Here is a 23,193-nt window from a genome sequence, read left to right as displayed (position 1 = left end):
CCCGCGGTTGTAGCGCGCGGGATCGGGTCCGGCGAAAGGACATTTTGGTTACTTTTGGGTCCCGCCAAATGAAACTCGCCCGCGCAGCGGGCGAAAGCCGTGCACGTGCTTTGGCATTGGCTTTGCCGCTTTGGGTTGTTTTAAGGAAGAAGCGGGAAGCAAGATCAAGTCCACAGCTTCCGCGCGCGACGCGCGCGGCTTACTTTTGTCTTGGCAAAAGTAAGCAAAACCGCCGTCGCCGGACGCGATCCGCCGCATGAAGCCGCGGCGGTGCCCTCCGCGCCTCGCCTGGCGCGGCACGCAGCCCAAACTCGCTGCGCTCAAACAAGGGCTGCTCTTCGGCCGCGCCAGGCTCCGGTGCTCGGCTCGCTTTACGGCTCGATACATCAAAAGCTCGAAGCAAAAGCCAAAGCCAAAGCCAGAATCGAGCAGGGCACCGAGGTCTGGTGGGTTAGGAGCGGGGCGCGGGAGCCCCCAAGCGGCCTGCTCAACAGCAATCCAACCGCCCCGAACTACAATGCCCCCATGAACACATCCCCCCTCGATTTCGATCGCTACGACCACATCCGCCCGATCCTGTGGACCGGCGACACGCTCGAACTGCTCGACCAGCGCAAGCTGCCGTTCGTGGTCGAGCATGCGACCTGTACGACCAGCGACGAGGTCGCCCAGGCGATCCACGCGTTGACGGTGCGCGGCGCGCCGGCGATCGGTATCGCGGCCGCTTGGGGGGCGGTGCTGGCGGCGCGCGAGATCGAGGCCGACGACGGCGCGGCTGCGCTGGCCAAGCTCGAGCCGGCGCTGCAGCGGTTGAACGCTGCGCGCCCGACTGCGGTGAACCTGGCCTGGGCCTTGGCGCGCATGCGCCGGGTGCTGGCGGCTGCAGGCAGCGACTGGCGCGAAGTGCTGGCGCGCGAGGCGCAGGTGATCGCCGACGAGGATCTCGCCGCGAACCGCCACATGGGCGCGCTCGGCGCGGCGTTGATCGCGCCGGGCAGCGGGGTGCTGACCCATTGCAATACCGGCTCGCTGGCCACCGCCGGCTTCGGCACCGCACTGGGTGTCATTCGCGCGGGCATGGCGCAAGGACGCATCGCCAAGGTCTTCGCTGGCGAAACACGGCCGTGGCTGCAGGGCGCACGGCTCACAGTGTGGGAACTGCAGCAGGACGGCATCGACGCGACACTGATCGCAGATTCCGCCGCCTCGCACCTGATGAAGGGCGGCTTCGTGCAGTGGGTGGTGGTCGGCGCCGACCGCATCTGCGCCAACGGCGACACCGCCAACAAGATCGGCACCTATCAGCTGGCGATCGCCGCCCGCCACCATGGCGTGAAGTTCATGGTCGTCGCGCCGTCCTCGACCGTCGACATGGACACGGCGTCGGGCGAGATGATCGAGATCGAGCAGCGCGACCCGGGCGAGCTGTTCGGCCTGGGCGGCAGCCGCACGGTCGCCGACGGCATCCAGGCCTGGAATCCGGTGTTCGATGTGACGCCGGGAGCGCTGATCGACGCGATCGTGACCGAGCGCGGGGTCGTCGAGCGCCCGACGACCGAGGCGATGCGCGTACTGTTTGGCTGAGGCGTGGCGCCTTTGCGCGATCGGCGGCGGTGCGTCCGATCGGCGGCATGTCGGCCGGAAAGCGGGCCAGGGCCCGAAAATACCGCACCGTATCGAGCCAAGTGCTTGTTTTTACGTCGGAAACCCTGGGCCGGGCATGGCATTTGTGCTATGATTTCCTGTCATTTTGATCGCGTCGCCGGCGGCCGGTACGCGCAGCGTCGGCGCCTTGCGTCGATGCCGGAAAAACCGGGCCGCGCAGACAGGATGCAAGCCCTCTAGATGGTCGATTCCGCGAAAGAAATCATTCCCGTCAATCTCGAAGACGAGATGCGCCGCAGCTACCTCGATTACGCGATGAGCGTGATCGTGGGGCGCGCGCTCCCCGACGTCCGCGACGGCCTCAAGCCGGTCCACCGCCGCGTGCTGTTTGCGATGAACGAGCTCGGCGCGCACAGCAACAAGCCGTACTACAAGTCGGCGCGTATCGTCGGTGACGTCATCGGTAAGTACCACCCGCACGGCGATCAGTCGGTCTACGACACGCTGGTGCGCATGGCCCAGCCGTTCTCGCTGCGCTATCTGCTGGTCGACGGGCAGGGCAACTTCGGTTCGGTCGACGGCGACTCGGCAGCGGCGATGCGTTACACCGAGGCGCGCATGTCGCGCCTGACGCACGAGTTGATGGCCGACATCGACAAGGAAACGGTCGATTTCCAGCCCAACTACGACGAGAAGGAGCTCGAGCCGTCGGTGATGCCGACGCGCTTTCCGAACCTGCTGGTCAACGGCTCGGCCGGTATCGCGGTCGGCATGGCGACCAATATCCCGCCGCACAACCTGGGCGAGGTCGTCGACGCACTGATCGCGTTGATCGACAACCCCGAGATCGACATCGACGGGTTGATGGAATACATCCCCGGCCCCGATTTCCCGACCGCGGGCATCATCAACGGCGTGGGCGGCATCCATCTGGCCTACCGCACCGGTCGTGGCCGCGTGCGCATGCGCGCCAAGGCCGAGGTCGAGGTGGCAGACAATGGCCGCGAGTCGATCATCGTCACCGAGATTCCGTACCAGGTGAACAAGGCGCGGTTGATCGAGAAGATCGCCGAGCTGGTCAAGGAAAAGAAGCTCGAGGGCATCAGCGAGCTGCGCGACGAGTCCGACAAGGACGGCATGCGCATCTACATCGAGGTCAAGCGCGGCGAGTCGGCCGAGGTCGTGCTCAACAACCTCTATTCGCAGACGCAGATGGAGTCGGTGTTCGGCATCAACATGGTGGCGTTGGTCGACGGCCGCCCGCAGTTGCTGAACCTGCGCCAGATCCTCGAGGCGTTCGTCCGCCATCGCCGCGAGGTGGTCACCCGCCGGACGATCTTCGAGCTGCGCCGCGCCCGCAACCGCGCGCACATCCTCGAAGGCCTGACGGTCGCGCTGGCCAACATCGACGAGATGATCGAGCTGATCAAGACCTCGGAGAATCCCAACGTCGCCCGCGAGCGGATGCTCGCCAGGCGCTGGGACGCCGGGCTGGTCGGTGCGCTGCTCGCCGCCAGCGGCGCCGAGGCCTCGCGTCCCGAGGACCTGCCCGATGGCGTGGGCCTGATCGACGGCAGCTACCAGCTGACCGAGGCCCAGGCGCAGCAGATCCTGGAAATGCGCCTGCACCGCCTGACCGGGCTGGAGCAGGACCGCCTGACCGACGAGTACCGTCAGCTGCTGGAGACCATCCGCGGCCTGATCGAGATCCTCGAAGATCCCGACGTGCTGCTGGAGGTGATCCGCACCGAGCTGCGCAACGTCAAGGCCGAGTTCGGCGACGAGCGCCGCAGCGAGATCCGCGCCAGCGAAGAGGATCTGGACATCCTCGACCTGATCGCGCCCGAGGACGTGGTGGTCACGTTGTCCCATTCGGGCTACGCCAAGCGCCAGCCGGTCAGCGCCTACCGCGCGCAGAAGCGTGGCGGCCGCGGCCGCAACGCGGCGGCGACCAAGGACGAGGATTTCATCGAGCAGTTGTGGCTGGTCAATACCCACGACACGCTGCTGACGTTCACCAGCGCCGGCCGCGTGTTCTGGCTGCCGGTGCACCAGCTGCCCGACGCCGGCCCGAACGCGCGCGGGCGGCCGATCATCAACTGGATTCCGCTCGAGGCCGACGAGAAGGTGCAGGCCGTGGTGCCGGTGCGTGAGTACGTCGAGGGCCAGTACGTGTTCTTCGCCACCCGCAGCGGTACGGTCAAGAAGACCCCGCTGACCGAGTTCGCCTACCGGCTGGCGCGCGGCAAGATCGCGATCCGCCTCGACGATGGCGATGCGCTGGTCGGCGTCGCGCTGACCGACGGCGACCGCGATGTGCTGCTGTTCGCCTCCAATGGCAAGACGGTGCGCTTCAGCGAGAACCGCGTGCGCTCGATGGGCCGCACCGCCGGCGGCGTGCGCGGCATCCGGCTCGATGCCGGCGAGCACGTCGTGAGTCTGATCGTCGCCGAGAGCGCGGGCGGCATCGAGGACGAGACCTTCGAGGAGACGGTCGAGGACGCGGCGCCCGAAGCGAGCGCTGAGGCCAACGGCGAGGCCGTGGTGGTCGAAACCGGCGCCGGCGAGGATATCGGCTACATCCTCACCGCGACCGAGAACGGCTACGGCAAGCGCACGCCGCTGTCGGAGTACCCGTGCAAGGGCCGCGGTACGCGCGGCGTGATCGGCATCCAGACCACCGAGCGCAACGGTCGCCTGGTCGGTGCGGTGCTGCTGCGCAACGCCGACGAGGTGCTGCTGATCTCCAACGGCGGCACCCTGGTGCGCACCCGCGCCTCGGAGATCGCCCGGGTCGGCCGCAACACCCAGGGCGTGACCCTGATGCGCCTGTCCAAGGACGAGCGCCTGCAGGGCATCGAACGCGTCGATGGCGCGATCGACGACGAGACCGCCGACCCGATCGCACCGCCGCCTGCGGGCGACGCCCCGGCCGCCGCCATCGACGCCCAGACGCCCGACGCCTGACGGCGGCGCCAAACCGGGCCCGAAACCGGGGTCAGCGTGCTTTTCGCAAGGAAAAGGCACTCTGACCCCGGTTTCGGGCCCTTTGCATTCCTATACTGCGCCGGTTGCCAGGCGGGGAATTGGAATGTCGATCAGAGTGTGGGGGCGCATTGGCGCCCGTTGCGTCGCGGTGCTGGCCCTGGTGGCGGCAGTCGCGTTCGTGGCTGGCTGCCGCCGCGATGCCGGTGGTCAGGTACCCGCCGCAGGCGGCGAGGCGATCCGCACCGAGCGCGCGCAGGTCGAGGGCTTCGGCCTGGCGCGGGCGTTTCCCGACCAGCATGATGGCGCGCTGTCGCTGGCGCTCGAGTTCTCGCAGCCGTTGGTCGGCACGCAGGATTTCGATGCGCTGGTGACCTTGGCCGACAATGCCGGCCGTGAAGGCAGTTGGACGCTCGACGATGACGGCAAGGTGCTGCGCTTCCCTCACGTCGAGGCCAACCGCGACTACACAGTGCGCATTTCCGGCACGCTGACCGCGGCCGACGGCAGCCCGCTGGGCCAGGATCTCGAGCGCAAGGTGTTCACCGGCGATCTCGACCCGGTGGTCGGCTTCGCATCGCAGGGCAGCGTGCTGCCGGCGAAGGAATCGCGAGGCCTGCCGATCGTCTCGATCAACGTCGACGAGGTCGATGTCGAGTTCCTGCGCGTCGACGACGCTTCGCTGCCGGCCTTTTTCGCCCAGTACCAGCGCGGCGGTCGGCGCGGCAGTTGGGACCTCGACGATCGCTACGGCTACAGCGGCCGCACGCCGCTGTCGAAGCTGGCCCAGCCGGTCTATGTCAATCGCTTCTCGATCGACGGTGCGCGCAACGAGCGCGTGCTGACCTACCTGCCGCTGCAGGGCATCAAGGAGCTGCAGCAGCCCGGGCTGTACTTCGCGGTGATGAAGCGCACCGGTGCGTTCGCCGACCAGTTCGAGACCGCGTTCTTCACCGTCAGCGACATCGGCCTGCACGCACGCGCCTACCGCGAGCGGATGTTCGTACATACCGCGTCGCTGCAGGACGGCGCGCCGATCGGCAATGCCGAGCTCAAGGTCCTCGACGGCAAGGGCGAGACGGTCTTCCGCGCCAAGACCGACGCGCGCGGCAATGCGATGCTCGACTACACGCTCGACGCAGCGCATGTGCTGGTCGCCACCCGGGGCGGCGACGTGTCGATGCTGCCGTTCAACCAGCCGGCGCTGGACTTGTCGGAGTTCGCAGTCGGCGGCCGGGCGCAGGCCTGGTTCGATGTGTTCGCCTGGTCGGGACGCGATCTCTACCGCCCCGGCGAAACGGTCCGCGTCTCGGCGCTGCTGCGCGACCAGGACGGACGCCCGGTGCAGGCGAAGGACGGCCGCGCGCAGACCTTGTTCGCCCGCCTGCGCCAGCCCGATGGCAAGACCTTCCTCGAACGCCGCATCGAACCGGGCGAGGGCGGCTACGTCCGGTTCGAGCAGGAGATTCCGGTGGATGCGCCGACCGGCAGCTGGCGCGTGGAGTTCCGCACCGATCCGGCGAGCCGCGAGGCGGTGCAGGGCATGACCTTGCGGATCGAGGAGTTCCTGCCTGAGCGGATGAAGCTCGACCTCGACGCCGCGCAGGCGACGCTGCGCCCGGGTCAGCCGCTGCGGCTGCAGGCGACCGGCGCCTATCTCTACGGCGCACCGGCGGCGGGCAACCGCTTCACCGCCCGGCTGGCGGTCGCTGTCGAGCGCACGCCGGTCGAAGGCCTGCCGGGCTTCGTCTTCGGCGACCCGACCGTGACGCTGCCGCGCGAGGCCAAGGATGTCGTCGATCAGGCGCTCGATGCGCAGGGTCGCCTGCAGGTCGATATCGCGTTGCCCGACGAGGCCCGACCGGTCACGCCGATCGCCGCGATCGTCTCCGGCAGCCTGTTCGAAACCGGCGGGCGCAGCGTCAACCGCACGCTCAAGCGGGTGCTGTGGCCAGCCGAGGCGCTGGTCGGCGTGCGCCCGTTGTTCGATCCTGACGACGGCGCCGACGCCAACGGTACGGCACGCTTCGAACTGGTGCGCGTGGGCCAGGACGGCAAGCCTCGGCCGCTGCAGGGCCTGAAGGTGTCGCTGGTGCGCGAGCACCGCGATTACCACTGGCGCAACGACGACGATGGCTGGCGCTACGAGTACACGCAGCGCTTCGAGACCGTGGACACACGCAGCGTCGATGCCGGTACCGCGGCCGCGCGCTTCGATGTGCCGGTGGAGTGGGGCGAGTACCGCATCGATGTCGAGGACCCGCAGACCAAGCTGGTCTCGCGCTATCCCTTCCGCGCCGGCTGGGGCTGGGACGACGACAACCGCGGGCTCGACGCGCGCCCCGACAAGGTCAAGGTCGCGCTGGACAAGACCGGCTACCGCGCCGGTGACACGATGCGCGTCACGGTCACGCCGCCGCATCCGGGCAAGGGCCTGCTGATGGTCGAAAGCGACCGCATGCTCTATCTGCACGAGATCGATGCCAAGCCGGGCAGTACGTTCGAGATTCCGGTCACCGAGGACTGGGAGCGTCACGACGTCTACGTGACCGCGCTGGTGTTCCGCGGCGGCAGTGCCGCGAGCGCGGTCACGCCGGCGCGTGCGGTGGGCATCGCGCATGTGCCGATGCAGCGCCGCGAGCGCCGGGTCGCGGTCGGGCTGCGCGCGCCGGAACAGATCCGCCCCGAGGGCCCGATGCAGGTCACTGTGAGCGCACCGGAACTGGCCGGCCAGTCGGCCTGGGTCACGGTGTCGGCGGTCGATGTGGGCATCCTCAACATCACCCGCTTCCCGGTGCCCGACGCCTGGCGGCATTTCTTCGCGCAGCGCCGGTTCGGCGTCGATGCCTACGATGTCTATGGGCGGATCATCGAAAGCTACGAGGGCGGCACGGCGAAGCTGCGCTTCGGCGGTGACGCGCCGCTGGCCTCGCTGCCGCAGGCCCGTCGCCCCACCGCACGCGTGCAGACCGTCGATCTGTTCGCAGGCCCGGTGAAGCTCGACGCCCGCGGCAATGCGCGCGTGCCGCTGCAACTGCCCGACTTCAACGGCACGCTGCGGGTCTCGGCCCTGGTGTTCTCGGCCGACCGCTATGGCAGCCGCGACGTCGAGACCCTGGTGCGGGCGCCGGTCGTCGCCGAGGCCAGCATGCCGCGGGTGCTCGCGCCCGGGGACCGCAGCACGGTGACCCTGGACCTGACCAATTTCAGCGGCCGGGCAGGCGACTTCGACGTCCGCGTCGACGGCGTGGGGCCGCTGGCGGTCGGCGAGGGCAGTCGTCGCGTCTCGTTGGCGGCTGGCGGCAAGGCAACGCTGCGCTTCCCGGTGACCGCGCAGCCCGGCTACACCGTCGCCAAGGTCCGCGTGCGCGTCGATGGCAACGGCCACCGGGTCGATCGCAGCTACGACCTGCCGGTGCGGCCGGCGTGGCCGGCGGTGTTGCGCTCGAGCACGCGGGTGCTCGACGGCGCCACGCCGCTGACCCTCGACACCACCACGATGTCCGGGCTGATGGCCGGCTCGGTCACGGCGCGGATTTCGGTCAGCGCGCTGCCGCCGATTCCGTTCGCGGCCGCGATCGATGGGGCGTTGCACTATCCCTACGGTTGCGCCGAGCAGACCACCAGTCGCGGTTACGCGGCGCTGCAGCTCGACGATGCCACCGTCTCGATGCTCGGCATCCGCGACATCGATGCCGGCAAACGGCGCCGGGTGGTCGAGGCCGCGTTCGGGCGACTGGCGGCGATGCAGGTCGGCACCGGCCACTTCTCGATGTGGGGCAACGACGGCGACGTCAATCCGATGCTCACGCCGTACATCGTCGAGTTCCTGCTCGACGCCCGCGACGCCGGTTTCGCGGTGCCGGAAGCCGTGCTGCAGAAGGCGCTCGAGCGCTTGTCCGAAGACCTGTTGTCGGGCGGCGACGGGTTCTACGGCCAGAACGAGCGCGACCACCTGCGCTTCGCCTACCAGGCCTACGCCGGCTACGTGCTCGCGCGGGTCAACCGTGCGCCGCTGGGCACGCTGCGCGGGCTCTACGACAACGAGCGCGCGAAGACGCGGACCGGCCTGCCGCTGGTGCATCTGGGCCTGGCGCTGTCGCTGCAGGGCGACAAGGCCCGCGGCGAGCGGGCGATCGACGCCGGTTTCGCGTTCAAGGGCGACCGTCCGGGCTATCTGTGGGACTACGGCTCGCCGCTGCGCGATGCCTCGCTGATGATCGCGCTGACCCACGAGCGCGCCATGGCCAAGTCCGCCTACGACGCCCGTGCGGTCGACATCGGCCGCGAGATCGACGCCCGTCGGCAGCGCAGCTGGATGTACCTGAGCACCCAGGAGCAGATCGCGATCGCGCGGCTGGGCCGGGCGCTGATGGCCGATCAAAGCCGCCGGGTGTCGGGTACCCTGCAGGAGGGTGAGGTCGAGGAGGCGATCGCCCCGGCGGCGATCGTCGGGCGTGCCTTCGACGAGGCCGGGCTGCGTCGCGGCGTGCGCTTCGTGCCCAAGGGCGAACCGCCGATGTACGCCAGCATCGACGTCGCGGGTGTGCCGCTGCAGGCGCCGGCCGCCGATGCCAGTGCGCTCAAGGTCGAGCGTCGGCTCTACGGCACCGACGGCCAGCCGTGGACGCCCGGGCCGCTGACCGAAGGCGAAGCGCTGATCGTCGCGGTCTCGGTGGTCGCCGACCGCGACATGCCCGATGCGCTGTTGACCGACCTGTTGCCGGCGGGCCTTGAGGTGGAGAACTTCAACCTCGGCGACGGCAAGCAGTGGGCCGACGTCGTGGTCGACGGCATCCGGATCACCGAACGTGGCAGCCAGGCGACGGTGCAGCACGAGGAGTACCGCGACGACCGCTTCGTCGCCGCGCTCAAGCTCGACAGCGGCCGCACCGCACGCGTGTTCTACCTGGTCCGCGCGGTCAGCCCCGGCACCTACACCGTGCCGCCGCCGCTGGTCGAGGACATGTACCGGCCGCAGCTGCGCGGCGTCGGCGTTGCGACGCCTGCGACGATCACGGTGGTCGAGCCCTGAGGGAGGGGCGTACGATTCCGGGCGGATGCGTCCGGAATCGTACGGTCTGTCGATGTCCGTCAGTGAGGCGGGTCCTGCCGAATCAAGGGCTTGCCTCTGTCATGCAGTTGGCACGATCCCTGCGCCGTTCGGGGCATGGATATCACCAAATCTTCCCGAGCTCCGCTCTGGCAGCGACGCCCGGTACGCTGGAGCGCCCTCGGCCTGGCTGTGCTGGGGCTGCTGGTCGGCGTTGGACTGGGCATTGATCGCGCCGTCCCCGGTGTGCGCCGCTCAGAACTGTGGATCGACACCGCCGTGCAGGGCGACATGCACCGCGAGATCCGGGCGACCGGCACCTTGGTGCCGCGCCAGATCCGGTGGATCACCGCCGTCGCGACCGCGACGGTGCAGGATGTGGTGGTGCTGGCCGGGGCGCCGGTCCAGGCCGATACCGTGATCCTGCGGCTCGGCAACCCGGAATTGCAGGCCGGTCTCGACAAAGCCGAAGCGGCGCTCGCCGGCGCCGAAGCCGATGTCGTGGCGGTGCGCACGCAGTTGGCATCGCAACTGCTCGACCAGCAGGCACAGGCCGCGGCGGCCGCGTCGGCTTGGCGGATCGCCCAGGTCAAGCGCGAGGCCTTCGAGCAGGCGCATGCGGCTGGCGTGATGTCGGCGATCGACATGCGCGAGGCGCAGATCAACGAAGAGCAGGGCCAGGGCCAGGCGCGGATCGAGCGCAGCCGGGTTGCCGCGTTCCGGCAGACGATGGCCGCGCAGTTGCAGGCCGCGCGGGCTCGGCGCGACGAGGCCGCCAGTGCCGCGGCCATCGCCCGTGCGCAGGTCCGGGGGCTGGCGGTGCGCGCCGGCATCGACGGCATCCTGCAGCAGGTCGAGGTCGAGCCCGGGCAGCAGGTCGAGACCGGCGCCAAGCTGGCGCGGGTGGCGCGTCCTGACGAATTGATCGCGCGTCTCCAGGTGCCTGAGGTGCTCGCCAAGGATCTGGTGCTCGAACTGCCGGTATCGGTCGACACTCGCAACGGCGTCGTCACCGGGCGGCTGGCGCGGATCGATCCCGCGGTGCGCGAGGGCAGTGTCACCGTCGATGTCGCGTTCTCCGAGCCGTTGCCCGCTGGCGTGCGCCCGGATCTGTCGGTCGATGGCAAGGTGCTGCTCGGCACGCTGCGCGACACCTTGAGCATTGCCCGGCCCGCGTCCGCTGCACCCGATGCGCGCGGCACCCTGTTCGTGGTGCCTGCCGGCAGCAATGAAGCGCAGCGTCGGCCGGTCGAGTTCGGCGCTGTGTCCAGCGACCGCATCGAAGTGCGAAGCGGCCTCCAGCCTGGGGACACGGTGATCCTGTCCGACACCAGCCGCTGGAACGACCATGACACCCTGCGACTCCAATGATACGAGGACTGCCATCCATGCATGCCGAAACGCCCCGCACCGACGCCCCCCTGCTGCAACTGCGCGAGTTGGGCAAGGTCTTCCATACCGACGAGGTGGAGACGCACGCGCTGTCGGGCATCTCGCTGGATATCCGCCGCGGCGATTTCGTCGCGATCACCGGCCCGTCGGGCTGCGGCAAGTCGACGTTGCTGTCGATCCTCGGTCTGCTCGATCCTGCCAGCAGCGGGTGCTACGTCCTCGATGGGCAGGACGTGGCCGATCTCGATGCGCGGGGGCGGGCGCGCGTGCGCAACGGGCGGATCGGTTTCATCTTCCAGGCCTTCAATCTGATCGCCGACCTGACGGTCGAGGAGAACGTCGCGCTGCCGCTGACCTATCGCGACGACATCGCGCGCGATGCCCTGCGCCGACGCGTGCGCGAGGTGCTGGAAGTGGTGGGCATGGGGCATCGCACCCGTCATTACCCGGGGCAACTGTCGGGTGGGCAGCAGCAGCGCGTCGCGGTCGCTCGGTCATTGGCTGGTGACCCGGCGATCCTGTTGGCCGATGAACCCACCGGCAATCTCGACACCCGCAACGGCGAGGCGGTGATGCAGTTGCTCGAACAGTTGCACGGCAGCGGCACCACGCTGTGTATGGTGACCCATGACGCTGCGTTTGCCCGCCGCGCGCAGCGCATCGTGCACATGCTCGACGGGCGCATCGTCGACGAGGACAGCTTTGAGCGGTTGCGGGCCGAACACGACTTGCCGCTGCCTGGCCTGGCGGAGGCCGTACCATGAGTCCGGGCGTCGCATGGCGCGAGGCCCGGCAGGCGTGGCGTGGCCTGCTGCGGCGGCCGGGCTACCTGATGCTGGCGATGCTCACCCTGGCGTTGGGCGTGGCGACGACGACGGCGGTGTTCGCGCTGATCGACCAGGCCTTGCTTCGGCCCCTGCCATTTCCCGAATCGGCGCGATTGGTCACCATTGGCCAGTACCACGACGGCGACCGCAACGTCGCCGCGCCAGCCTATCGCGAACCGGTGCGCGCGATGGGCGCGGTGGCATCGGTGGGCATGCTGCGGGCTTGGACGATGGACGCCAACATCGCGCGCGGCGATACGGCCGAGGTGGTGCGCTCGATGCGGGCCGACCGCGGATTCCTCGACACGCTGGGATTACCGCCGATGCTGGGCCGAAACTTCAGCGTCGAGGAGGACCGCCCGCAGGGTCCGCAGGCGGTGATCCTCGCCCATGCGCACTGGCGCCAGGCCTATGGGGCCGATCCGGCGGCCGTGGGACGCGTGGTGCAACTGGAGGGGCAGGCGGCGGAAATCGTCGGGGTACTGCCAGCCAGCTTCCAGTGGCCCGAGCCCTTCGATGTTTTGCTGCCGTTGCAGCAGGACCCGGCGACGCGCTCCATGACGACGAACGAGATCCTGATCGCTCGACTCGCGCCCAGTGTCGATATCCCCGCCGCATCGGCTGAGGCGGCGACCGTCGTCGGGCAGCTAATGCTCAACGACAGCACCGCCGATCGCCGTGACATGCTCCGTCAGCATCTGCGCGAGCATCCGCCCAGCGCACTGCCGATGCTGTCAAGCCTATTCCAAGCGCAGAGCGGCAACACGTTGTGGCTGTTCTCCGCCGCCGCCGGCTGCGTGCTGCTGATCGCGGCGGTGAATCTCGCCAGCCTGATGCTGCTGCGCATCCTCGACCGCAGTCACGACCATGCGGTGCGACTGGCATTGGGCGCCTCGCTGCCGCGGTTGGGGCTGCCGATGCTGGCCGAAGGCGCGTTGATCGGCATCGGCGGTGCTGCGGCCGGATTGTTGTTCGCATGGCTGGGCCTGCGCCTGTTCGCAGGTGCCGTGCCGCTGGTCTGGCTGCGTGGCGAGCCGCCGGCGCTGTCGGCGGCGAGCATCGCATTCGCGGCCACGTGTGGTGTGGGTACCGCAGCGTTTGCTGCGCTGCTCGGTATCTGGCGCACCCGCAGGCTACCGCTCGCTGCAGAACTGGTGGGCGGCGGGCGCGGTGGCTGGAGTCGCAGCTCAGGTCGCCTGGGCAAGTCGCTCGTGGTCACGCAGGTGGCCCTGGCTGTGGTGTTGCTCACCGGCGCTGGCCTGTTCATGCGGACGCTGCAAGAACTGTCGAACATCCCGCTCGGGATCGAGAGCCAGCAAACCTATGTGTTCAACCTGTCGCCGGTGAAGGGGCGGGTGGAGACCGTCGAGGCCGTCGATCGCCAAACCACCCGGATCCTAGAGCGGCTGCGTCGGATGCCAGGTGTGGCCGACGTGGCTGCCGCGAGCAACCCGCCGGTGACCACGCAGTTGAACTTTTCGGTGGAGCTGTCGGACCGACGCGAGATCAGCAGCCAGTATCGCTTCATGACCCCGGACATGTTCGCGGTCTTCGGCATCCCAGTCCTGGTCGGGCGCGGGCTGACGCCAAGCGATGTCGCAGGCGCCGAATCGGTCTGCGTGGTCAGCGAGGCGTTCGCACGTCGCTACCTGGACGGCGATGCGCTCGGCAAGCTGCTGACGATGCCCTTCTACGACGGCCCGCGCAGCAGGGCGATGCGCGTGGTCGGCGTGGTCGGCGACGTGCGCCATGCTGGGCCTTCCGAGCCCGCGGCGCCGGTCATGTACACGCCGATGGCCCAGTTGCCCGGCGCGATCTGGCAGATCATCCGCGGGTTCGGCGGTCTCACCTATTCGCTGCGGATGCAGGGCGGCATCGCCGCGGATGAGGCCGCGCTGCAAAGCGCGATCGCCGAGGTCGCGCCCGGCCAGCCGATCTCGAACCTGCGCGCCATGACGACGGTGGTTGCGTCTACGACCGGTCAGCAGGCGCTCAATCTGCAATTGGTCGGCCTGTTCGCCGCTTTGGCGTTGCTGCTGGCGTCGGTGGGCCTGTACGCGGTGATGGCGACATCGGTCGCCGCCCGCCGCCACGAGTTCGGCGTGCGAGCTGCGCTAGGCGCGCCGCCAGCGCGATTGTTGCGCCAGGTCCTGCTCGAGAGCGCACGGCAGATCGGCCTGGGATTGGCGATCGGGCTGACGCTTGCGCTGTCGGGTTCGCGGGTGTTGCAGGGATTTCTGTTCGGTGTTGAGCCGGCCGATCCGCTGGCCGTCGGCCTGGTGCTGGCGGTGCTCGCGCTGACCGCCGTGGCGGCCGCCTGGGTGCCGGCCGTGCGTGCCGCGCGGGTGTCGCCGATGCAGGCCCTGCGGACATGAGCGACGCGGCCGTGGCGGGTGCCGGTGCGACTTCCGACTAGACTTGCACCATGCCGCTTTCGCACACCGCACACCGCATCCTGGTGGTCGACGACCAGGCCGACGTCCGCGAGGCGCTGCGTCTTCTGCTCAAGACCGTTGGGTATGGCATGGTCGGCGCCGCGTCGCCGGACGAGGCGCTGGCCTGCCTGCGTGGCGACGTGTTCGCAGCGGTCCTGGTAGACATGAACTATGCGCGCGATACCACCTCCGGCCAGGAAGGGCTGGCGCTGATCGAAGCGATCGCCGCGCAGTGGCCGGGCCTGCCGGTGGTGGCGATGACCGCCTGGGCCAGTGTCGAACTGGCGGTCGAGGCGATGCGCCGAGGCGCGGTGGACTTCATTGAGAAGCCTTGGCAGAACGCCCGCGTGCTGTCGGTGCTCGACAGCCGCATCGCGCTCGATAGCCAGCGACGCGAGTTGCAGCGGCTCGGCGCCGCCCACGCTTTGCTTGCAGGTGAGGGCAGCGATGGCTTCATCGTCGAATCGCCGGTCATGCAGCGGCTGGTGGACGACTTGCTGCGCGTGGCCGACAGCGACGCGGCGTTGCTGCTGCTGGGCGAGAACGGCACCGGCAAGAGCCTGATCGGACAACTGATCCACCAGTGGTCGCCACGGCGAGAGCGGCCGCTGGTCAAGGTCAATCTTGGTGGCCTGACGCCGACGCTATTCGAGTCCGAGCTGTTCGGTCACCTCAAGGGCGCCTATACCGATGCGCGGCAGGATCGGGTGGGGCGTTTCGAACTGGCCGATGGCGGCACGCTGTTGCTCGATGAGATCGGCAATCTGCGTTTGATCAGCAACCCAAGCTGCTGCGTGCGATCGAGGACGGCGAGTTCGAGCGCTTGGGATCCTCGCGCACCATGCGCGTGGACGTGCGCATCGTCGCGGCGACCAACGCCGACTTGCCGGCAGAGGTTGCCGCGGGACGCTTTCGTCAGGACCTGCTATACCGCATCAACACGTTCCAGGTGCGCGTACCGCCGTTGCGCGAGCGCCGCGAAGACATCCTGCCACTGGCCCGGCACGCGCTGGCGGCTGCCTGCAGGCGCTATGGCCGCACGATGCCGCGGTTGGCCGCATCGGCCGAATGCGCGCTGCATGCCTACGCGTGGCCCGGCAACGTACGCGAACTGGCGCATACGATGGAGCGTGCGGCCCTGCTCGCTCGGGGGGCGGAGCTGGTGGCCGACGATCTGCGGCTCCAGGCGGTGTCCTCGCCGGAGGCGTCGCTGGGCGACATGACCTTGGCGCAGGCAGAAGTCTGGCTGCTGCGTAAGGCCTTGCGCGACCATCCAGGCCATTTGCAGCGCAGCGCCGAGCAACTGGGTATTACCCGCCAGAGTCTGTATCGGCGCCTTGAGAAGCACGGCATCGATCCTCAGGCCGGCGACGCGTGAGAGGCGCGGCGCTGCCGCTGTGGCGCGCGTTGCTGGTGGCGCTTCCGGCGCTGTCTGCGCTGTGCATCGTGCTCATGGCCGGCGTACCGCAAGGCGCCGCTCCGGTCTGGCTGGCGATGCTGGTGGTCGGTCTGACCGTGGGTTTGGCGGCGCTGCAGGTGGCACGCAGTCGCCGCGCACTCGTCACCCTGGCCAGCCTGGTGGACGCGCTGCGCGAAGGTGATTACAGCCTGCGCGCAGCAACAATCGGTCGACCGGCCGACGTCGTGGCGGCCGAGGCCTTCAATCGTCTGGCCCTGCACCTGCAGGACGAACGTCGCCACGTGCACGAGAGTCTGCAACTGCTCGGCAAGACATTGGCGATGCTCGATGGCGCGGTGTTCGTGTTCGAGCAGGACATGCGATTGCGCATGCTCAATCCGACAGGCGAACGCGTGCTGGGCCGATCCGCGGCGACGGTGCTCGGCCAGGACGCGGCGACGCTTGGTCTGGCGCCGCTGTTCGCGTTGCCGAGTGGTGCCTTACACGCGCAGCGATTTGGCGGCCAGGCCGGCCGCTGGCAAATCAGCCATGCCGCGCTGCGCAGCCGCAGCCAGGCGGGGCATCTGCTGGTGATGCAGCCGATGGAGCGTGCCCTGCGCGAGGAGGAGGCGCAGGCCTTCCGACGCCTGCTACGTGTTCTCGGGCACGAGATCAACAATTCCCTGGCACCGATCGCATCGATGGCCGACACCTTGCAACGTCTGCTGCCGGCCGCGGGCGCATTGATGCCGGCCGAAAGTCGCGACGATGCACTCGGCGGCCTGCGCTTGATCGAGCAGCGCAGCCTCGCGCTGCAGCGGTTCCTCGGCGGGTATGCACGTCTGGCGCGACTGCCGCCGCCGGTACTCGCGCCGGTTGCGCTCGACGAGCATCTGCAACGCATTCACCGGCTGATCGGCGATGGACGGGTGTGCTTGCATGCAGTGCCGCCGTTGCGGGTGATCGCCGACGCTGACCAGCTCGAGCAAGTCCTGATCAACCTGTTACGCAATGCGCTGGAAGCCGACATGGCGGGCGGGGAGGTTGAGATCGCCTGCGAGCTCGACGGCGACCACGCGCGGATCTCGATCGCCGATCTCGGTCCTGGCCTGCCGCCGAGCGACAATCTGTTCGTGCCGTTCTTCACCACAAAGCCCGGCGGCTCGGGCATTGGGTTGGTGCTGTCGCGGCAGATCATCGAGGCGCAGACAGGCAGCCTGCAACTGCTTGCGCGTGATGACGCACCGGGCAGCGTCGCCTGCGTGCGGCTGCCGCTAGCGGGGGCGCACGTGGCCGGGGAACCGCATGTCGAGGCCTGAGCACGGCAAACAGCGTGACCGCGTCTGGCGCCGATGGCTGCTGTCCGGTGTGCGCTGGGGAACGATTGCAGTGCTGTTGTCGCTGCTCGCGCTCGATCTTGCGTTTCCGCCGCAACTGCCCACGCGCGACGATGCCAGCGTGCTGGTGGTCGCGCGCGACGGCACGCCGTTGCGCGCGTTCGCCGATGCCGATGGGGTCTGGCGCCACCCGGCCACGCCGCAGAGCGTGTCGCCTTACTATCTGCAGGCGCTGCTCGGCTACGAGGATCGCTGGTTCCAGCGCCATCCGGGCGTCAATCCGCTGGCGATGGCGCGTGCGGCCTGGCAATGGGCGCGGGGCGGGCGGATCGTGTCGGGCGGTTCGACGCTGACCATGCAGGTCGCGCGCATCCTCGATCCGCAGCCTGCACGCGGGCGGACGCTGCGCGGCAAGCTGGTGCAGCTGCTGCGGGCATTGCAGCTCGAGGCGCATCTGTCCAAGGACGAGATCCTGACCCTGTACCTCACGCGCGCGCCGTTCGGCGGCACCATCGAGGGGGTCGAGGCGGCCAGTTGGGCGTATCTGGGCAAGCCGGCGGCCCGGTTGTCGCGGGCCGAGGCCGCGTTGCTGGCAGTGTTGCCGCAGGCGCCGAGTCGGTTGCGCCCCGACCGCGCACCCGAGGCGGCGCGCACGGCGCGCGACAAGGTACTCGAGCGCATGGTCGCGCTGGAGGTCTGGACGCGCGCGGAAGTCGACGATGCGAAGATCGAGCCGGTCGTGGCGCGCAGCCTGCGGCCGCCGTTGCATGCCGCGTTGCTCGCGCAGCGGCTGCGGGCCGCCCATCCCGGGCAGGCGCGGATCGTTTCGACGATCGACATCGGTCTGCAGCGCATGCTCGAGCAGCGGGTCGCCAGCTACTTCTCGCAGTTGCCCGAGCGCACTTCCGCGGCGCTGCTGGTGGTCGACAATCGCAACTTGGAGGCGTTGGCCTATGTCGGCTCGGTCGCCTTCGGCGATCGTGCGCGGTTGGGCCATGTCGACATGGTGCGCGCCTGGCGCTCGCCCGGCTCGACGCTCAAACCGTTCCTCTACGGCATGGCGCTCGACGATGGGCTGATCCACTCGGCCAGCCTGCTGGTCGATGCCCCGCAGTCGTTCGGCGGCTATCGCCCGGGCAACTTCGATGCCGCGTTCAATGGGCCGGTCGCGGCCGCCGATGCGTTGCGCCTGTCGTTGAACGTGCCGGCGGTGGACCTGCTCGACCGAGTCGGTCCGGCGCGCTTCGCCGCGCGGCTCGACAATGCCGGTGTCACACTGCGGTTCCCGCGCGGCGCGGTGCCGAACCTGTCGTTGATTCTGGGCGGCACCGGCGCGACGCTCGAGCAACTGGTCGGCACCCATGCCGCGTTGCATCGCGATGGCATCGCCGGGCGCGTGCGTTATACCCCGGGCCCGGCCTTGCGCGACCGCCGACTGCTGTCGCCGGGGGCGGCCTGGATCGTGCGCGAAATCCTCGAAGCGGCCGATCGGCCGGGCGAGCGCGCCGACACGTTCGACACCGGCGACCGGCCGCGGGTGTCTTGGAAGACCGGGACCAGCTACGGCTATCGCGATGCCTGGGCGATCGGCGGCACCCATCGCTACACGGTCGGTGTCTGGGTGGGGCGTCCCGACGGCACGCCGTTGCCGGGACAGTACGGCGCGATCACTGCGCTGCCGCTGCTGCTCGAGACGGTCGACAGCCTCCCGCGCGGGCGGGGCGACGCGCTGCGCGTGCCGCCGCCGCGCAACGTGCGGGAACTCGATATCTGCTGGCCGCTGGGCACCGCGGCCGATGCCCAGCCCGCCCCGCTGTGCCAGCGCCGGCTGACCGCCTGGACCCTCGATGGCAATGTGCCGCCGACCTTCGCCGAGCGCGATGCAGGGCGTTGGAGCGCAGGCCGGGTGCGCTTCGAGATCGACCCGCGCAGCGGGCAGCGGCTGTCGGCCGAGTGCGAGGCCCCGCACCCGCGCGCATCGCGCGAGATCGCGCGCTGGCCGGCCCTGGTCTCGCCCTGGCTGCCCGCGGCCACGCGGCGGGCGTCGCAATTGCCTGCGCTGGCGCCGGACTGCCGGCCCGACGGCCGCCAGACCGCGGCCGCCCTGCATATCGAGGGCCTGGAGCCCGGCGTGACCCTGGTGCGGCCACCGGGCAGCGCGCATGGCGTGCGGCTGCAATTGCGGGCGCTGGGCACCGAGTCGCGCGTGCAGTGGCTGCTCGACGGACGCTGGATCGGTGAAACTCAGGGCGCACGCTGGCTGCGCACCGAGTTCGAAACCCCCGGCCGCCACGAACTGACCGCGCTCGCCGACGATGGCGCCTGGCGCAGCGTCGCCTTCCACGTGGCGCCGTAGCATCGGGCGGCGCTGCCGCCCGATGCCTCAGTCCAGATGCGCGAGCACGTGCTCGGCCGCAGACACCTTGAACTCGCCCGGGGCCTCGACGAACAGATGACGCACCACGCCGTCGTCGGCGTACAGCGCGAAGCGCTTGGCGCGCGTGCCCATGCCGTAGGCGGTCGCGTCCATCTCCAGGCCGAGCGCGCGCACGAAGTCGGCATTGCCGTCCGAGAGCATCTGCAGCCCGTCCGGCACACCGACGCTTTCGCCCCAGGCCTGCATCACGAACGGATCGTTGACGGCGATGCAGACCACGTCGATGCCGCGGCCGCGGAACGTTTCGAAGTGCTCGACGAAGCCGGGCAGGTGGCGTTCGGAGCAGGTCGGCGTGAATGCGCCCGGGACGGCGAACAGCAGTACGCGCTTGCCGGAGAACACGGTCGGGGTGTCGATGACGCGCACGCCGTCGTGGATGTGCTTGAGGGTGACTTCGGGGATGGCGTCGCCGATCTGGATGGTCATGGGGGGCTCGCAAGCAACAGGGTGAACGCAGTCTATCCGCTCGCGCGTGGCGTCGATGCGAGCGCTCTTGAAAGCGTCGGGCCGGTTCCCCAATTTTCGGACATCGCGGCCGACGGGGCCGCTTTTCAACACGGAGCCACTCCATGCGACATGAAGCCTATCGTGCTGTCGCCCGCCAGCCGGCCTTCGCCGGGCGTGCGACGTTCCAGGATGAAATGCGGCGGTTCTTCGACCAGTTCGTGCAGGGCGGCGATGCCCAGGACGAGTCGTCGGTCGTCACCAGCCAGTGGGTCCCGCGCGTGGACATCCACGAAGAGCGCGACCGGTTCGTGATCCTGGCCGACCTGCCGGGCATCGATCCGCAGGACGTCGAGATCTGGATGGACAAGGGCATCCTGAGCCTGAAGGGCGAGCGCCGGCCCCATGTCGGCGGCGAGTCGGCTGGCGATGCCGAAGCTGGCCGGAGCGAACCGAGGTTCTCGCGCATCGAACGTGCGACCGGACAGTTCCACCGTCGCTTCTCGCTGCCCGACAGCGCCGATGCCAATGCGATCACCGCGACCGGCCACAACGGCGTGCTGGAGATCAGCATTCCCAAGCGTCCCGAGACCACGCCGCGACGGATCCAGGTCGGCGCGGCCCAGGACACCGGGACCCAGGCCGTGACGCAGGCCTGAGCGGGCGCAGGGATCGCACCGCGCACCGGCGCGGCACGATGAAGACGGAGACGGCGGCCTGCAGGTATTCTGCGGGCCGCTGTCGCATCCGGCTCCTGGATCCGACGACTTCCCTTGTCGCGGCGCCGTGCGCGCCGCATCGGAACTTCCCACATGCAGTTCAAGGACTACTACGAGATTCTCGGCGTCGAGCCCAATGCCGGCGATGCGGAGATCAAGACCGCTTATCGCCGCAAGGCGCGCAAGTACCACCCGGACGTCAGCAAGGAGGCCGGCGCCGAAGAGACCTTCAAGGCGATCAACGAAGCCTATGAGGCGCTGCGCGACCCGGAGAAGCGCAAGGCCTACGATCAGCTGCGCGCGCGCGGTTACCGTCCTGGCGACGAGGTCCGACCGCCCCCCGGCGGCTTCGGCGGCGCAGGGGCGGGCGGCGTTGATTTCGACGAGATTTTCGCCGGTGGCGGCGCCGGCGGCGGCTTCAGCGATTTCTTCGAGGAACTGTTCGGCCGGCGCGCCGGCGGTGTCGGCGGCCATGCCGGCCCCGGTGCCCGCGGGCAGGCGCCGCGCGGCGATACGCGCGCGCGGCTGGCGGTGCCGCTGGAGACGGTCTATCGCGGTGACAGCGTCCGTGTGCCCGTGCTGGGCAAGACCTTCGACGTGCGCATTCCCAAGGGCATCCGCCCGGGCCAGGTCGTGCGTCTGCCCGGGCAAGGCCAGCAGGGCGGCGATCTGCTGCTGGAGATCGAGTACGCGGCGCATCCGGACTTCGAGGTCGATGGCCGCAACATCATCCATTCGCTGCCGATCGCGCCGTGGGATGCGGCGCTCGGCGCGACACTGAGCGTGGCGACGCTCGGCGGCCGCGTCGAACTGAAGATCCCGCCGGGCTCGGAAGCCGGCCGCAAGTTGCGGCTGCGCGGCCGCGGCCTGCCGGGCACGGCCGGCGCGCCTGCGGGCGACCAGCTCGTCGAGCTCGAAATCCAGGCGCCGCCGCCGCGCAGCGCCGCGCAGACGGCCGCCTACGAGGCGCTGCGCGATGCCTTCTCCGGCGAAAGCGCACCTGGCGAAACCAAGGGCGCCCGCTAGTTTGGCGCGTCGCCACGCGTCATGACACGTCCGCGTTCGGCGACGCTTTGATCGCGAAGGTGGCGTCCAATATCCGGTGTGAAAAGATCATGACCATTCGTCAGGCGACTGACGCCGACCATCCGCACCTGCTCAGCATTTGGCTGCGCTCGGTTCGCGCCACGCACCTGTTCTTGCAAGCATCCGATATAGCGGCCTTGCTGCCTCAGGTCCGTGATGCTTACCTGCCTGCCGTTGAATTGTGGGTGGCGGTCGATGTCGAGGGCAGACCGCTAGGGTTTATCGGGCTCAATGAAAGCCACGTGGAAATGCTCTTCATCGAGCCGGATCTGCGAGGGCGAGGAATTGGCCGCGCGCTGCTGGATCATGCCCGCGGGTCGCGTCGTGACATGACGGTGGATGTGAACGAGCAGAACCCCGAAGCGGTCGGGTTCTACTTGCATTACGGGTTTGTTCAAACCGGCCGGTCCCCTCTTGATGGCGAGGGCCGTCGTTTCCCCTTGCTGCATCTGCGCTTGGCCGGTTAACGCCGTCATCGTGACTCGAACCGAGGTGTTCGAGTCGCTGGTGGTGCGCCAGGCCTGGCCAGGCCCCCGACTTGTGTTCGCCAGATGCGGATCGGAGCACTGGCGCGGGCGTGCTATGGCGCAGTCTTCAGTCGCGCCCTTCTCAACCCGGCGTCGTCTGCAGCGACGTCATGGCAGATCCGTTTGCCATTCCAGTCGCCAGCGCGTCGTCGTGTGGACCCAGACATCGGCCCGGTCGCTGTTCATCTGAGCTGGCGCGCGCATGTGGGCCGGCGTGTCCACCAGACGCTTGGTCCGACCACGTCAAGCGATGCGGTGCTACTTCAACGCACTCCGCCGCTTCTCATCGATCCACTTCTCCGCCCGCGCCGGCGTATACCCCCGCATCCACGCCAGCATCGCGTCGATGTCGTCGCCGTACCACAAGTCGGCGCGCTGGTCGGGATGCAGGAACCGCTCATCGACCATCCGGTCGATCATGCCGATCAGCGGCGCATAGAAGCCGTCGATATCGAGGAAGGCGCAGGGCTTGTTGCCGATGCCCAGCTGCCGCCAGGTCAGCATCTCGAAGATCTCCTCCATCGTGCCAAAGCCGCCGGGCAGGGCGACGAAGGCGTCCGACAGCTCGAACATGCGCATCTTGCGCGCGTGCATCGAGTCGACGATCTCCAGCTGGGTGAGGCCGCGGTGCGCGACCTCCCAGTCGGCGAGCTGCTTGGGAATGACGCCGGTGACCGAGCCGCCGCCCTCGAGCACCGCATTGGCCACCGTGCCCATCAGGCCGACGTTGCCGCCGCCGTAGACCAGCTGCAGCCCGTCGCGGGCAATGCGATCGCCCAACGCCATCGCGCGTTCGGCGTAGACGGGCTTGCTGCCGGAGTTGGAGCCGCAATAGACGCAGATCGATTTCATGCGAGGGTGTCCTCTTGCAGGTGATCGCCAGGGCCGCATCTGCGGGGCCGGGCCGGAAAGCAGAAGGCTCCGCCAAAGCGGAGCCTTCCGGGGCA

Annotated in this window: 14 protein-coding genes and 1 pseudogene; 13 read left to right on the top strand and 2 right to left on the bottom strand. The window is 69.1% G+C overall.

Annotated elements, in window-relative coordinates; all coding sequences use genetic code 11:
- Positions 1–525 precede the first annotated feature (525 nt).
- From mtnA to pbpC, 10 genes and pseudogenes are all read left to right on the top strand, one after another.
- Positions 526–1,584: an S-methyl-5-thioribose-1-phosphate isomerase gene (gene mtnA / locus ABE488_RS07950; protein WP_346447746.1), complete on the top strand. Its 1,059-nt coding sequence runs from the start codon at positions 526–528 to the stop codon at positions 1,582–1,584.
- 261 nt (positions 1,585–1,845) lie between these two features.
- Positions 1,846–4,572, top strand: a complete 2,727-nt coding sequence (gene gyrA, locus ABE488_RS07945) for a DNA gyrase subunit A (RefSeq protein ID WP_346447744.1) — start codon at positions 1,846–1,848, stop codon at positions 4,570–4,572.
- A 124-nt stretch (positions 4,573–4,696) separates the two neighbouring features.
- A complete protein-coding gene (locus ABE488_RS07940) occupies positions 4,697–9,625 on the top strand; it encodes an alpha-2-macroglobulin (protein WP_346447742.1) in 4,929 nt (1,642 codons plus the stop codon).
- A gap of 135 nt (positions 9,626–9,760) precedes the next feature.
- Positions 9,761–11,014 (top strand): HlyD family efflux transporter periplasmic adaptor subunit, encoded by a 1,254-nt coding sequence (locus tag ABE488_RS07935; protein WP_346447740.1) that lies wholly within the window; start codon positions 9,761–9,763, stop codon positions 11,012–11,014.
- Between the two features lie 17 nt (positions 11,015–11,031).
- Positions 11,032–11,799, top strand: coding sequence for an ABC transporter ATP-binding protein (locus tag ABE488_RS07930; RefSeq protein WP_346447738.1), 768 nt, complete (start codon positions 11,032–11,034; stop codon positions 11,797–11,799).
- Positions 11,796–14,237 carry an ADOP family duplicated permease gene (locus tag ABE488_RS07925; protein WP_346447737.1) on the top strand — a complete coding sequence of 814 codons (2,442 nt, stop codon included), beginning with the start codon at positions 11,796–11,798 and terminating at the stop codon, positions 14,235–14,237. The genes ABE488_RS07930 and ABE488_RS07925 overlap by 4 nt, the downstream gene beginning before the upstream one ends.
- A 50-nt stretch (positions 14,238–14,287) precedes the next feature.
- Positions 14,288–15,189, top strand: a pseudogene (locus tag ABE488_RS07920) (sigma 54-interacting transcriptional regulator); the annotation flags it as partial.
- Positions 15,190–15,522: 333 nt separating this feature from the next.
- Positions 15,523–15,675, top strand: coding sequence for a helix-turn-helix domain-containing protein (locus tag ABE488_RS07915; RefSeq protein ID WP_346447770.1), 153 nt, complete (start codon positions 15,523–15,525; stop codon positions 15,673–15,675).
- Between the two features lie 767 nt (positions 15,676–16,442).
- A complete protein-coding gene (locus ABE488_RS07910; protein WP_346447768.1) occupies positions 16,443–17,015 on the top strand; it encodes an ATP-binding protein in 573 nt (190 codons plus the stop codon).
- Positions 17,002–19,389 (top strand): penicillin-binding protein 1C, encoded by a 2,388-nt coding sequence (gene pbpC / locus ABE488_RS07905; RefSeq protein WP_346447735.1) that lies wholly within the window; start codon positions 17,002–17,004, stop codon positions 19,387–19,389. The genes ABE488_RS07910 and pbpC overlap by 14 nt, the downstream gene beginning before the upstream one ends.
- A gap of 27 nt (positions 19,390–19,416) precedes the next feature.
- On the opposite strand, the gene ABE488_RS07900 is transcribed toward pbpC, so the two are convergent.
- Positions 19,417–19,896, bottom strand: a complete 480-nt coding sequence (locus ABE488_RS07900; protein ID WP_346447734.1) for a peroxiredoxin — start codon at positions 19,894–19,896, stop codon at positions 19,417–19,419.
- 215 nt (positions 19,897–20,111) lie between these two features.
- Between ABE488_RS07900 and ABE488_RS07895 the strand changes: the two genes are divergently transcribed.
- The 3 genes from ABE488_RS07895 (at position 20,112) to ABE488_RS07885 (ending at position 22,186) form a co-directional block, all read left to right on the top strand.
- A complete protein-coding gene (locus tag ABE488_RS07895) occupies positions 20,112–20,573 on the top strand; it encodes an Hsp20/alpha crystallin family protein (protein WP_346444416.1) in 462 nt (153 codons plus the stop codon).
- 153 nt (positions 20,574–20,726) lie between these two features.
- On the top strand, positions 20,727–21,659 hold the full coding sequence (locus ABE488_RS07890) for a DnaJ C-terminal domain-containing protein (RefSeq protein WP_346447732.1): 933 nt from the start codon (positions 20,727–20,729) through the stop codon (positions 21,657–21,659).
- Positions 21,660–21,748: 89 nt separating this feature from the next.
- Positions 21,749–22,186, top strand: coding sequence for an acetyltransferase (locus tag ABE488_RS07885; RefSeq protein WP_346444308.1), 438 nt, complete (start codon positions 21,749–21,751; stop codon positions 22,184–22,186).
- Positions 22,187–22,504: 318 nt separating this feature from the next.
- Here the strand turns inward: ABE488_RS07885 and ABE488_RS07880 are convergent, their stop codons facing one another.
- A complete protein-coding gene (locus tag ABE488_RS07880) occupies positions 22,505–23,098 on the bottom strand; it encodes a TIGR00730 family Rossman fold protein (protein WP_346447730.1) in 594 nt (197 codons plus the stop codon).
- Positions 23,099–23,193 lie beyond the last annotated feature (95 nt).

The organism is Luteimonas sp. TWI662 (genome assembly GCF_039673825.1).
Lineage (GTDB): Bacteria > Pseudomonadota > Gammaproteobacteria > Xanthomonadales > Xanthomonadaceae > Luteimonas.
Note: the sequence above shows the minus strand (reverse complement) of the source record. Positions and strands in the feature narration are given on the sequence as shown.